The sequence below is a fragment of the Corynebacterium jeddahense genome, from assembly GCF_028609865.1.
GTDB classification, from domain to species: domain Bacteria; phylum Actinomycetota; class Actinomycetes; order Mycobacteriales; family Mycobacteriaceae; genus Corynebacterium; species Corynebacterium jeddahense.
In genome coordinates this window covers 1,095,629-1,107,943 of record NZ_CP063194.1, presented here as the reverse complement: position 1 = coordinate 1,107,943, position 12,315 = coordinate 1,095,629, and the positions used below count along the sequence as shown (strand labels likewise).

Genomic DNA, 12,315 nt, shown 5'->3' with positions numbered 1-12,315 from the left:
CCACCCGAGTAACCGGCACCGCCGGCAACGCTGGCTCCCCCGCCCGCGACACCCGCAACGAGGACGCGAAGCGCGAGATTCTCAAGCGCATCCGCGACGCGCAGCAGCTCTCCGAGGTGCCCGAGCACGTGGAGATCGTGCGCGAGTACCGCACCACCTCCGACCTGTCCGGCGAGGAGCTCCACGAGCTGCTCGTGGACCGCCTCATCGACTACAAGGCCGACGTGGTGGAGACCACGGAGGCGACCCTCGGCGAGGACATCGTCCGCGTGCTCAACGACCGCAACTGCTCCAACGTGGTCTACGCCCCGGGCCTCGACGAGTCCCTCTTCGCCGGCTTCGGCGGCACGGTGCGCCCGGATTCGAACGACACCGACCCGCGCTCGCTCGGCGAGGCCGACGCGGTGGTCACCGACTCCCACGTCTCCTCCGCCCAGACCGGCACCATTGTGCTCGAGTCCGGCGACGTGTGTGGCCGCCGCGCGCTGTCCCTGGTGCCGGACCGCCACATCTGCATCGTGCGCCCGGACACCGTGGTCTACGGCGTGCCCGAGATGATCGCCCGCGTCAACCCGGAGCGCCCGGCGACGATGATCTCCGGCCCGTCCGCGACGTCCGACATCGAGCTCGTGCGCGTCGAGGGCGTGCACGGCCCGCGCGACCTCATCGTCATGGTTGTGAAGTAACCGCCTGACAACACGAAACGGCCGGTCCCTTGCGGGGCCGGCCGTTTCGCTGTCATTGTTTCCCGTGTCACGCCGTTCCCGCGGCGTGCACCAATGATTATGGGGCACCGTCGTTGAGAATCCATGGGGTGAGCCTGGGAGTCCGCCGAATGTTGGTTCCCCATTTCCTCCCCCTCGCAGTTGCGTATCGACGCCCTCCGGACCCCCACGCCAAACCCCTCACCGAACACCCCTCGCGCGCCCCCAAGCAATTTCTTCGGTGGGTATACCGGGTGCTACCCTTAGATCCATTGTCTTCGTAGCTCAGTGGATTAGAGCATCGGTTTCCGGTACCGAAGGTCGCAGGTTCGAATCCTGTCGGGGACACCATTTTTTTTGGGGGGGTTTCACGAAACTGTTCCAATCTTTTCACGAAACCCCGCGCCGGCCGAAGGAAAACGGCCGCGAACACAAAAATGACCCGCTCCGTTCGTTCGGAGGGGTCATTTTTCTCTTCTAAAGCGCCGTTCCTGCTCGGGTTGTCGCGCCGCATTGTTTAGGAGCGCGGACCCAGCGGGGAAGAGTTTCCGTACTCATTCCGAGCTCGCCGGCGATGCAGAATTCCGCATCGCGAGACGTGTGAGGGTCAGCTTGCCCGTGCAGCACAAGTTCGATGGCGCGCTACTGAACTCAGGGGTGTACTTCGAGGGAGTATGTAGGGTTCCTTTTCCAAATTCCCGCTCTCTACTAATCCCGTGGCGAACCAGTAGTGGCGCGTGCACTCGGAGGCTGTGGCTTCGTTCAACTGGTGGCGCGGTTTTTGCAGCGCTCCATGGCGGTCTTATTGCTGCGATCACACAGGACTGGCTGCGGGTAGCTGTTGGGGTCTGAACCGAGAGGGGTACGCCCGGTCGGGGCCGTTTGGAACACTGCCGCTGCGTCAAAGCCCGAAGGCTCCGCCGCTGACGAGGATCACGATGCCGAGGCCGATGAGAACGACGGGAAAGAGGATGTCCTCCCAGCGTTCGAGCACTTCCGCGATCGGGGGGCGGGTGGCGACGAACTTTGCCAGGGCCACCAAGACCGCCACGAGCGCGAGGAAGATAACGCAGTAGGCGACTACTGCGAGAGGTTCCACGCTGAGGAATACAGGGGTGTAGACGCCGATGTTGTCGCCGCCATTGGCAAAAGTGACGCCTGCGACTGTCCCTACGCCGACCTTCTTGCCGGAAACCTTGGCCTCGTCGTCATCGTCGTCATCGTCTCCGCGCCAGGCCTCCCATGCGGCCCAGAGGCCGATGCCCAGAGGGATGAGACCAAAGTATGGAATAGCTGCCGGGGGCAGAAATGCTCCGGCGCCGACGGCCACAAGGATCGCGGCGACGAGGATGCCGGCAAATCCGAGGTACTGGCCGGCCAAAATACGGGCGGTGGTGCCGCTCTGGCCTGCCCCTCGCGCGAAGAAGAGGGAGAGCACGATGATGTCGTCGATGTTGGTAGCTGCGAACAGGCCTATCGCCTGCAAGACCGTGGTGAGGATCATGCGCCCTCCCCAGCTACGTCGCATCCGGGAAGCGAGCAAGCGGGATCGATGCACGGGGCGTCTTCGTCTACTGCGAGGATGGCATCGACCAGTGTCGTCAGCGCCTGCGCCAGGTGCGGATCGGCAATCTCGTATCGTGTCCGACGACCCTCGGGCTCGGAGACGACGATCCCGCAATCGCGCAGGCATGCCAGGTGGTTGGACACATTCGAGCGTGTCAGGTCCAAAGCTCGAGCCAGTTCCGTCGGGTAAGCGGGATGGTCGAGCAGGGTCAAGATGATCCGCGATCGAGTGGGATCGGCCAGTGCACGACCCAGGCGGTTCATCACGTCGAGACGCGAAGCAATAGTCAGCATGAACTGAACTATACAGCGAGCACTGAACCTGTCAGAGACGTCCTAGCCTCAACCGAACCTCGTACCCCTGTGGTTGTTTGTTTAGACCACGTAGATGGTAGCGGTGTGGTGGCTTTCTGGTAGCGCCCGCGTGGGTTTGTGGTAGCAGTGCCCCCACGCGGGATGTTGCTCTATTGGTTGGGGGTCAGTCGCATGTTTTCTCCTTCGATGGTGATGATTTCGGCGCCGGCGACGAGGCGGTTGAGGATGGATTCGGCAATTACGGCATCCGGGATGGATTTGTACCACTCGTCCGGGGTGAACTGCGATGTCACGATGGTCGCTCCGCGGCCTTCACGCTCAGCGAGGATGTTGAGCAGCTGGTGCGCGGTGAGTGTGTCGATGGGTGTAGTCAGGAAGTCATCGAGGACTAACACGTCGGTGTTGTGCAACTCGGTGAGAAACGTCATCCGCTCTGGATCAGCTGGCGTGAGCACGGCGAGGTGGTTGGCTAGGGTGTCGGTGCGGAAAAACGTTGCGGAGTAGTCCTTGCGGCACGCCGCGGTGAGCAATGCAAGTGCGAGGTAGGTTTTGCCGACTGAGGATTTGCCCAGGATGACAATGTTTTGGGTGTTTTGGCACCATTGGCAGTGAGCGAGTCTGCTGATTTGCTCTTTGTTGATGGTGCGGCCGGGCGCGTAGGTGATGTCTTCGACGCAAGCATCGGGATTTGGCGATCGGGATGCTTTGAGTAGTTTGGCAACCCGCCTTTCGCGTTTGGCCGCGACCTGTTTGTCGATGGCGTAGAGGATTTTGTCGGAGAAGCTCCAGTCGTCGAAATCGGGGTTGTGGGCGATGTCGATAACGGTTTGCCCGAACGCGGTCATCCTCAAGTCGGTGAACACCGGCAGGATCGACTCGTCAAGGAAACGCGCGTTTGCTGAAGCTGGCTGTGGGGTCGTTTGGGTGGGCATGGTTAGTGGGGGCCTTTCTTGGTGAGGTTGTCGAGGCTGAACTGGGCCGCGCCGCCTAGGAAGGCGCCTGCGGTATCGCGCGCGGATGGTTGGGGTGTATCTGTGTCCGCTTGTGGCGGGGTGAACGTAGCTGCGGGTGGCACAGGCCCAGTGGGTCGTGTGGCGGCTTCTTTGTGCACGATGGCCATCATGGTTTTCACCGCGGTATATGTCACCGCCCTGCGTGCACCGGTGGTGTCGACGAGGCGTTGGCAGGCTTTCTCGAGGATGATCTTGTTGGCGTGTTTGCCCATGTTGAGCACGTTGCGGCACGACTGGTACGCCTGGGCTGGGATCGGTTTCGACGCGATGAGTTCGTCGATGACATGGGCGGTGGCGGGGCCAATCTTCGCGGCTTCGCGCAGGAAGTACTCTCTCGTCCACAACCCGCGCGTTTGACCTATGTCGGTGGGGATGTGGTCATTATCGGTGACATATACCCCACGCGCCTGCGCGACCTGGTGGCAGGCGACGCGCTCACCGGAATCGAACACACATAGTGTGTCCCCGGTGATGCGCACATCCACGATCCGCCCGGCGACCTGCTTGGGTACCGAGTAATGGGCCCCATTGACTGTGATGTGCAAATCTGGGGCGACTTTGGCGCGTTTCCACTCGGTGCGCTGCCAGGGCGTGTCCGGTAGCGCACCGAGGAACTCGCGTTCATAGGTATCAAACACTTCGCGTCGACTGTGCTGTTGGCCTCGAAACGGAGTGGCGGTGTTGATCTCGTCGACCAGTTCGCGGATGCGGGCGTTGAGCTCGTCGCAATCGACGCATTGGTGGTCCGCCAGGGCGTGGATGACTTTCTGGGTGATGATTTTCACCCCAGCTTCCACACTTGCCTTGTCCTTGGGCCGCTTCGCCCTTGTCGGCAGGGCGGCGGTGTTGTAGTGCTCCAGAAACTCCTCGTAGGTGGAATTGACCTGCCGGTTGCGGTCAGCTGCACTGATCGCGTTCGATGCAGTGGAGGCGTTATCAGGCACGATAACCTCGGCGATCCCACCGAAGTACTCGAACGCTTGCCTATGCGCATCCAGCCACGCATCTTGGCGTTCGTTCGGGCACGCCACGGCAAACAGCATCCCCGAATACGGCAGCGACGCCACGAACACGCTGAGCTTGACACCTTGCCCGCCAAGGGGGTCGAACAGGCGCATTTTCGTTCCCGCCCAGTCCACCTGCATGGTATGGCCGGGAGCATGGGTGATTCTGGCGGTCACGCCCCTGGTATCAACATGCTGGGCCACTAACTGGCGGAAGCGCTCGTAGCTGTAATACCTCCGCCCCGCCCCGGCAGGTGTGGCGGTGTAGCGACCCCACAACACCTGCAATGTCACCTTGTTGCGGCCGGTGCGGGCTTTGACCACGGCCTCAAAATCAATCGGGACGAAATCACCCTGGCCGCTGCTGCGGCCGTCGACGAACATGGCATCGAGTTCGTCGATGGTCAAGCCTTCAACCTGCTCAACCGTTGTAAACCCATGAGAGCGAAGTACGGTGTTCGCCCGGGAAATCGCCCGGTGGGAACACCCGAGTTGGTTCTCAATCTCACGGTATGAACGCTGTTGAATCAACAGCTTCATCACCGCTTTGTAATCCGTCATCGGCGGACTCCTTCCGGTAATCGACCGCACCCTTTTGATGCGGCCACCAGAAAGCGTCATGCAACACCGACCAACCCGCTACCGGAAACTCACCAAACCGCTACCGGAAAGTCACCACGGTGCTACCAAATACAAGGTCTTAACACACGCTTTCAGCGGTTTTCAACGACATATACAACTCGCTTTCATAAATTGATATGGGGTGGGAATAAAAAAGTGAGCGCCAGCTGTGCGGGCGCTCACTAAGACGATGATTGAGAAGTGGGTCAGAGTTAAGGCAGCAGGGTGTGTTCGATGCCGTCTAGGATCACATCGATGACGAGGTCGTAGTATTCCTCGGACATCGCTTCTTCTTCATCAAGGTGTGAGAGAGGCTCCAGGTAAGAGTTGACAATACTGGTCAGTCCAACAGATTGAGCCATCATAGGCTCAAGCCTGACAAGCATTTCGTGCAGGTTGTGGTGAGGTTGGATTTGATTGGATGCGCGCAGGTTTCTCGCTCCGATCGTGTGGATGATCGAGTTCGCGATAATTGTGTAGGCCACAGGCGAATTGTCACCAAACCCAGCTTCTTGTAGTTTGGCCCAGGCTCCATCGATCATCGGCAAAAACTGTTCAGTGAACTTGCCCCGCGCGAACCTGTCGGTAATCCCTGGATATGCTAACAATGCGGGGCGTAGATTGTGAGCCATAGCTCGAAACCAGGCTTTCCATTCAAGGTCCGGGTCGGGAACTTCAATCCCGACACATACCCGGTCTACAACAGCATCACAAATGGCTTCCTTGTTTGGAAAATAATGATAAATCACTGAGGGAACCACGCCCAGTTCACGGGCAATGTCCCGTACTGACCATCCCTCAACGCCACTGATCGCGCTTAACTGTACAGCTTGTTTGACAATCAGCTCGCGTGATAGCCCAGCCCTTCGCCCCGTTAGCACAGTGTTCATAAGGTGACCCTTAACTTATTCCTTGACCCTTACTAGAACACCATTCTACAATATCCCTAAGTGAAACAGTGTTCTAGTAATGGAGTGTAGTGATGCCTGACCCTCGTAGTAATAAGCCGACACAGAGTTCTATTGATCCAGGAGCGCAAGCGAACCTGGTAGTGGGAATCGTTTTTCTCGCCTTTATGGGGCAAATGATTCTCAATCCGATCATCGCGCCACTGTCACGACAGATGGGATTGCGGGAATGGCATATTGGCGCCACTATCTCTTTGGCAGCGATTGTACTAGCGAGCTTGAGTGCTTATTGGGGGCGAGCTTCCCAACGTGTCGGCGCTAAACGTGTACTCGCTGCCGGGCTTGTGATCGCGATCATCGCTTTGAGCGCCTTCGGTATTGTCTCCTACCTGGGGATGAACCAGGTAGTTGGCGGTGTCGGACTAGTTTTTGGTGTTGTGATCACTCGTGGTTTGCTCTATGGCGGAGGGATTTCAGCGATCGCCCCGACCGCGCAAGCCCACCTGGTCACGCATGCTGCCAGCGAGAACGGGCGGGTAAAAGCACTGGGCATGATTGGAGCGGCTCAAGGGATGGCCTCCATTGTTGGAGGTGTTACTGGAGGTGTGTTAGCCGCTGCTGGTGGCCTGCTCTTGCCCTTGGTGGTCATGCCCGTTGTGATGGTGATTGGTCTGGTTGTTCTCTTGGTGAGTTTCGCACCTCAAAGCCAAGGGCAACTTTTTGCAAAGCCTCAACGGATTCGCTTCACTGATCCGCGTGTAGCTCCCTGGCTAGCAACTGGTCTGGTGATGTTTCTTGTGTTTTCTTCTGTTGCTACGATTTTTGGATTCACTGTTCAAGACCGCTTCGCCCTGTCGGCAACTGCGACCGCAGGTATTTCCGCGATTTACCTGACCATCATGGGCGTGACCATGATCATTGCCCAAGCGGTGATTGCTCCAAAGACAGGGTGGGGAGCAGCGAAGCTTTTACGTACTGGCCTGACCATTACACTAGTTGCAACTGTGCTCATTTGGCCTACCTCCTCGCACGCTTTACTGGTTGTCGGGTGTATCGTGCTGGGGGTAGGTATGGGACTGGCGATGCCCGGGTACAACACTGGCCCAACGTTGAAGATGAGTGCAGATGAGCAAGGCGCAGTGGCTGGCATCATTAACGCTAATAATGGGTTGGCGTACGCGATTGCCCCGCTGGCTTCGACCGCCCTTTACGGGTGGAACCCGCTGGCACCCTTCGCCGTCTGTATCGCCTTGATTGCAGTGGTCGTCATCTACGCCCACACCGCACCCGCACTACGCCAATAACTATGAGCGTGCCTGAAGTAGCCGTTCCATCACGTTATCCGCAGGAGTCGGCCCCGAGTAGTCCACCAGCGAGTTGGCTTTGACCACATCGAAAATCTCGTACCAGAGCGTATTCGCCTGCTTGCTAAACGACTGAGACATGGCCACGAATGGGGACGCGATAGCCGCCCCCGTGGTCGGATGCTTACCCAACAGGCCAAAATCGGAGATTGCTTCTTCGCATTGAATGAACCGAGCAAAATTCTGCGCATAAGCCTCAATCAACCGTGGAGCTACGAGTTTTTCGCAGCCGCGCTCCTTGAGCCAGTTCCAGGTATCGCGGTAGATTACGTCAGCACCCAAAGGGTTACCATCACGCTGCACAGCCGCCAAATAAGCCGAAGGTTCTGGCATTACGCTACCTTCAAGATCCCCGCCCGCTTCCAGATCTGGTGGGTCGAGCGACGCGATGTGGAGGACGCGTGCGTCTTTGCCTTCGGTGATCTTCTCAAACGCAGGTGTGGGCTTCGCACCTGAGCCTGCTCTGCGTCCGCCGCGCAGTGTTCCGTCTTTCGCCATGAAATCTCGCCTCCTTCCAGGCGGTTAGCCCGGTGATGGAGGGCTTGGGGGTTAATACCCTGTTTGATTCGGTCGTTTTGTGTACGGTTGGCCCCGCCCGCTGAGGAGCAGCCCAGCTGTGGAGATCCGCTCGCCCCCACCCCCTCGGCAAGCGCGCCACGTCGCCTCGTGCCGGGCGAACGGGGTCGAGGTTGGCACAGGTGAGGGTCGGCAGGGAGGCCGCGACAGGCGGGCACACAGCCCTTTTTAGTAGCTGTAGACCCGAGGGGCTTGCCGCCACCGGTCGCCATCGAGCGCGGACTGGCGCGAGTGGCACGGCTTGCACAGACTGCGCAGGTTCGACTCGTCGTGGGTGCCGCCGTGGTCGAGCGGGATCACGTGGTGGACCTCAGCCACGGGCGTGTACCGGCCACGGGCCAGGCAGTCCTCGCACAACGGGTGGGCTTCGACGTAGGCCGCGCGGATCTTTCGCCACCGGTGGTCGTAGCGTCGGTTGATCTTCGGGTCGCGCTGGTAGGTCCGGTAGCGGGTGTCCTCGGCGCGGGCGTGCTCGGGGCAGAACCGCGTCTCGGTCAGCTCGGGGCAGCCGGGCTGGGAGCACGGGCGCTTGGGTTTGAAAGGCATCCGTCTCACCACCCTTGTCGTTCATGGCAACGACCCCCAGACGAACCGTGATGATTCGTCTGGGGGTCGGGACCTACTTTTCAACCACTTACAGCATGCGACAGGCACACCCTGAAAGTCATCCCCTCTTTGCGACACTCATGCGCGCCAATGCTTCAGTCTCTGCCGAACAAGAGACGCGCGAAGCGGGCAAGGGCGCGCTGCTTCTTGGCGAAGGCAGTCTTGCGTTCGACGTAGAAGTGTTCGGCGACTTTGACGGCGGCGTCCTCGGCGGAGAGGTCGTCGAGGAAGAAGACCTCGAGGACCAGCCGGTCATCGTCGCTGAGGCTTTCCCAGGCCGGGTTGAACCAATCCATGTAGGCCTGCGCTTTTTGGTTGCGGGCTTTGAGCGCGTCGAGGTTGTCGAGGATCGAGCAGACTCTCGCTTCACCGGCGTGCCGGTTGTTGCCCCGTGGCAGGCCGTCGAATCGGGGTGAGCCGATTGAGGTCAGTGAGGCTTTGAGCTCGTTGGCGTACCCGTCGCCTTGCTGGAGAATGACAGCTTGGGTTGCGTAGTCCTGGAGGACGCCGATGGCGGCTTTGCGGTAGTCGAAGTAGTCCCAGATGGGGTGGTCGTTCATGAGTGTGCCTGCTTTCCCAGAGTGTCGGCGACCGCATTGATCAACGCAGCCTGTGTCATGTCTTTGTTGTCCAGCGCGGCCAGTACCGCCTCATCGAGGGTGTGGCCTGCGGCCAGGTGGGTGATCGTCACCGGCTGGTCTTGTCCCTGGCGGTAGAGCCTTGCGTTGGTCTGTTGGTAGAGCTCCAAGGACCAGGTCAGGGAGAACCAGACCAGGAGTTGCCGCCTTGCTGGAGGTTGAGCCCGTGTCCGGCTGAGGCCGGGTGGATGAGCGCCAGCGGAATCTCGCGGGCGTTCCACGCTTTGATGTCGGTACTGGTTTTCAGCTCGCGGGCCCCAGGGAAGGAGGGTGTCAGGAAGTTTGTGTGTGAGGCTCTGATCTGAAAGGAGTTTCACCGATAATGACTACGGTGCCACCGAAGAAAGGCTATGACCCGTCGAGGGTCAACGCGATCAGCGAGAAGCTGATGGATAACCCCGAGCTCGCTAAGCTCATCGGGGAGCTCTCCACCTCCACCGATGACGCCAGCGAGCTGGTGAAGGGGCTTTTGCAGGCATCGATCAACGCTGGCCTGCAGGCGGAGATGGATGCCCATTTGGGCTACGAGCACTCCGACCGCAAAGCCAAAGCCCAGGTAGAGGATGTCGGTGGTGGTAACCACCGAAATGGGTCGTACACCAAGACCGTCGATTCCGGCTACGGCCCGTTAGAAGTGACCATGCCCAGGGATCGGGCAGGGACATTTCGGCCGCAGATGGTGCCCAAGGGTGCTCGCCGGCTCACCGAGCTCGATGACATGATCATCTCCCTGTACGCGGGTGGGATGACCGTGCGCGATATCCAGCATCACCTCGCCACCACCCTGGGTGTGGATATGAGCCCGGATACCATCAGCACGATCACCGACGCGGTGCTCAATGAGGTGATGATCTGGCAGAACCGCCAGCTAGATGAGTTCTACCCAGTGATCTTCCTCGACGCGCTACGCGTGAAAATCCGCGATGGCCACCGCGTGGTCAACAAGTCCTGCTACATGGCTGTCGGTGTGGACATGGACGGCATCAAACACATCCTGGGCTTGTGGATCGCCGATAACGAAGGCGCCGCATTCTGGGCTTCCGTGTGCGCTGACCTTGCTAACCGTGGAGTGCAGGACGTGTTCATCGTCTGCTGCGACGGACTCAAGGGCCTGCCTGATGCGGTCGAGGCAACCTGGCCGAATTCGATGGTGCAGACCTGTATCGTGCACCTGATCCGGGCGGCGAACCGGTGGGTGTCCTACCAAGACCGCAAACCCGTCTCCAGCGCACTGCGGGAGGTCTACACCGCACCCAACGAGGACACCGCCCGCGCCGCCCTGGACGCGTTCGAAGCATCTGAGCTTGGGCGGCGCTACCCCCAGTCGGTGAAGGTGTGGCGCGACGCGTGGGAGCGGTTCGTGCCGTTTCTGCAGTTCCCGCCGGCAGCCCGCCGGGTGCTCTACACCACGAACTCCATCGAGTCGCTCAACGCTGAGCTGCGCAAAGCCACCCGGAACCGGGGCCAGTTCCCGAACGATACTGCGGCGCTGAAGACGCTGTGGTTGATGATCTGCAACATCGAAGACAAGCGCGCCGCCCAGCGAGCGAAGAAGGCGAAGCGAGCAACGGAATGCAACGGCTATATTGAAGGAGCGAAAGCCACCGGCTGGAAACAAGCCATCAACCAACTAGCCGTGGCTTATCCCGACCGGTTCGCGGACTACATGTAAACCAAGCCCCCGCACACAAACAATCGGACACTCTCCAGGGAAGCGTTCGGTGATGCGCTCACGGTCGTGTTTGAACCAGTAGGCCACGAGCAGCGGCTGGCCGTTGGCCGCCTCCACGAGGTCTTCGAGCGCGTCGAGCTTGCGGTCGTGCACCACCACGGTGTTGCCGTCCTCGTCGTAGATCGCACCGGAGGCCAGCTGTAGCAGCTTGCCTGACAGTGCTGCGGCGTTCGCGGCATCGATGACCTGCCCGTCGAGGTCGAGCACCATCTCATCTCGCAACCGCTCGTAGGCTTTGCGCTCCTTCGGTTCGAGGTCGACGAGCGTCGTGGTGACCGTCAGCTCGGGCAGGCGCAGGTAGTCGGTGGTGCGCATCGACAAGGTGATGTCGCTGATCGCCTCGTAGATCTCGTCCTCGGCACCGGGTGCGGGCTTGTAGGTGAAGATCTGCTGGCCGTTTCGCCGATCGGGTACGAACCAGCGGTTGCGGTAGTGGGTGATGAACCTGCCGAGGCGCTGGCCCTCATCAAGGAGACGGAACTGCGCCCACAGGTCCATCAGCCCGTTGGCTGCTGGCGTGCCGGTCAGTCCCACGATCCGGGTGAGACGTGGCCGCACGGAGGCGAGTGCTTTGAACCGTTGCGCCCGGTGGTTCTTAAACGAGCTCAGCTCGTCGATGACGACCATGTCGAACGGCCAGACTTTGCCGAGGTGGCGCACCAGCCAGGGCACGTTTTCGCGGTTGATGACGGTCACCATCGCCTCGGTGGCAAGCGCGTCCACCCGCTGGGTTTTCGACCCGACGGCGACGGCAATGATGAGTCCTGCCAGGTGGTCCCATTTGGTGGCCTCGGCGGGCCAGGTATCGCGGGCGACTCGCAGGGGTGCGACGATGAGGACGCGGCGGGCCTGGAAGGAGTCCAGCAGCAGGTTCCAGATTGCCGTCAAGGTGATCACCGTCTTGCCTAGCCCCATCCCGAGCAGGATCGCGGCCTGCGGGTGGTCTTCAACGAAGGCGGTGGCCTGTCGTTGGTAGTCATGCGGCTCGTAGCGCATCAGCCACCTCCTGGATCGCGTCAATGTTGTCAACGACGACCGCATCAACGCCGTGCTCTTTGAGCTGCTGGATGCGGCGGCGTTGGATGGGGCGTGGGAGGCGTCCGGGGGCTTTGAGTTCGACGAAGATGACGCGTCCGCGATGGATGCAGATGCGGTCTGGGACCCCTGCGGTGCCGGGGCTGGTGAATTTCCAGCACAGGCCACCGATCGCCTCAACGGCTTTTTTCAAGTGTTGTTCGATTGCGTGCTCGTTCATGGTTCATGTCCTC

General features: G+C 60.2%; 14 protein-coding genes and 1 tRNA gene. 4 read left to right on the top strand and 11 right to left on the bottom strand.

The window, feature by feature from the left end; translation table 11 throughout:
* The first annotated feature begins 77 nt into the window (after positions 1–77).
* Together CJEDD_RS05495 and CJEDD_RS05490 are read left to right on the top strand one after the other, a co-directional pair.
* On the top strand, positions 78–686 hold the full coding sequence (locus CJEDD_RS05495) for a LutC/YkgG family protein (protein ID WP_042408625.1): 609 nt from the start codon (positions 78–80) through the stop codon (positions 684–686).
* A gap of 292 nt (positions 687–978) precedes the next feature.
* Positions 979–1,055: transfer RNA gene (locus tag CJEDD_RS05490), tRNA-Arg, on the top strand.
* Positions 1,056–1,605: 550 nt separating this feature from the next.
* Here the strand turns inward: CJEDD_RS05490 and CJEDD_RS05485 are convergent.
* The 5 genes from CJEDD_RS05485 to CJEDD_RS05465 form a co-directional block, all read right to left on the bottom strand.
* On the bottom strand, positions 1,606–2,208 hold the full coding sequence (locus CJEDD_RS05485) for a cadmium resistance transporter (RefSeq protein ID WP_042410550.1): 603 nt from the start codon (positions 2,206–2,208) through the stop codon (positions 1,606–1,608).
* A complete protein-coding gene (gene cmtR, locus CJEDD_RS05480; protein WP_273657660.1) occupies positions 2,205–2,564 on the bottom strand; it encodes a Cd(II)/Pb(II)-sensing metalloregulatory transcriptional regulator CmtR in 360 nt (119 codons plus the stop codon). The genes CJEDD_RS05485 and cmtR overlap by 4 nt, the downstream gene beginning before the upstream one ends.
* Before the next feature lie 170 nt (positions 2,565–2,734).
* Complete coding sequence (locus CJEDD_RS05475; RefSeq protein ID WP_042410518.1) at positions 2,735–3,517, bottom strand: ATP-binding protein; 783 nt, start codon at positions 3,515–3,517, stop codon at positions 2,735–2,737.
* Positions 3,518–3,519: 2 nt separating this feature from the next.
* Positions 3,520–5,163, bottom strand: a complete 1,644-nt coding sequence (gene istA, locus CJEDD_RS05470; protein ID WP_273657659.1) for an IS21 family transposase — start codon at positions 5,161–5,163, stop codon at positions 3,520–3,522.
* Positions 5,164–5,435: 272 nt separating this feature from the next.
* Positions 5,436–6,113 (bottom strand): TetR/AcrR family transcriptional regulator, encoded by a 678-nt coding sequence (locus CJEDD_RS05465; RefSeq protein ID WP_042406082.1) that lies wholly within the window; start codon positions 6,111–6,113, stop codon positions 5,436–5,438.
* Between the two features lie 92 nt (positions 6,114–6,205).
* On the opposite strand from CJEDD_RS05465, the gene CJEDD_RS05460 reads away from it, so the two are divergent.
* A complete protein-coding gene (locus tag CJEDD_RS05460) occupies positions 6,206–7,435 on the top strand; it encodes an MFS transporter (RefSeq protein ID WP_042406081.1) in 1,230 nt (409 codons plus the stop codon).
* Here CJEDD_RS05460 and CJEDD_RS05455 read toward each other — a convergent pair whose 3' ends face one another.
* The 4 genes from CJEDD_RS05455 to CJEDD_RS12395 all read right to left on the bottom strand — a co-directional run bounded on the left by CJEDD_RS05455 (position 7,436) and on the right by CJEDD_RS12395 (position 9,368).
* Positions 7,436–7,993, bottom strand: a complete 558-nt coding sequence (locus CJEDD_RS05455) for a P27 family phage terminase small subunit (RefSeq protein ID WP_042406079.1) — start codon at positions 7,991–7,993, stop codon at positions 7,436–7,438.
* 246 nt (positions 7,994–8,239) lie between these two features.
* Positions 8,240–8,617 carry an HNH endonuclease gene (locus CJEDD_RS05450; RefSeq protein ID WP_014320314.1) on the bottom strand — a complete coding sequence of 126 codons (378 nt, stop codon included), beginning with the start codon at positions 8,615–8,617 and terminating at the stop codon, positions 8,240–8,242.
* A gap of 155 nt (positions 8,618–8,772) precedes the next feature.
* Positions 8,773–9,237 (bottom strand): hypothetical protein, encoded by a 465-nt coding sequence (locus tag CJEDD_RS05445; RefSeq protein WP_042406075.1) that lies wholly within the window; start codon positions 9,235–9,237, stop codon positions 8,773–8,775.
* On the bottom strand, positions 9,234–9,368 hold the full coding sequence (locus CJEDD_RS12395; RefSeq protein ID WP_273657658.1) for a hypothetical protein: 135 nt from the start codon (positions 9,366–9,368) through the stop codon (positions 9,234–9,236). The genes CJEDD_RS05445 and CJEDD_RS12395 overlap by 4 nt, the downstream gene beginning before the upstream one ends.
* A 269-nt stretch (positions 9,369–9,637) precedes the next feature.
* On the opposite strand from CJEDD_RS12395, the gene CJEDD_RS05435 reads away from it, so the two are divergent.
* Complete coding sequence (locus CJEDD_RS05435; RefSeq protein ID WP_042406074.1) at positions 9,638–10,987, top strand: IS256 family transposase; 1,350 nt, start codon at positions 9,638–9,640, stop codon at positions 10,985–10,987.
* On the opposite strand, the gene CJEDD_RS05430 is transcribed toward CJEDD_RS05435, so the two are convergent.
* The gene (locus CJEDD_RS05430) at positions 10,946–12,043 is read right to left on the bottom strand and encodes an SNF2-related protein (RefSeq protein WP_232297684.1); all 1,098 of its coding nucleotides are present in this window, start codon (positions 12,041–12,043) and stop codon (positions 10,946–10,948) included. The genes CJEDD_RS05435 and CJEDD_RS05430 overlap by 42 nt on opposite strands.
* Positions 12,024–12,302, bottom strand: coding sequence for a PDDEXK family nuclease (locus tag CJEDD_RS05425; RefSeq protein WP_042406072.1), 279 nt, complete (start codon positions 12,300–12,302; stop codon positions 12,024–12,026). Before CJEDD_RS05425 ends, CJEDD_RS05430 begins: the two co-directional genes overlap by 20 nt.
* Between the last annotated feature and the right edge of the window lie 13 nt (positions 12,303–12,315).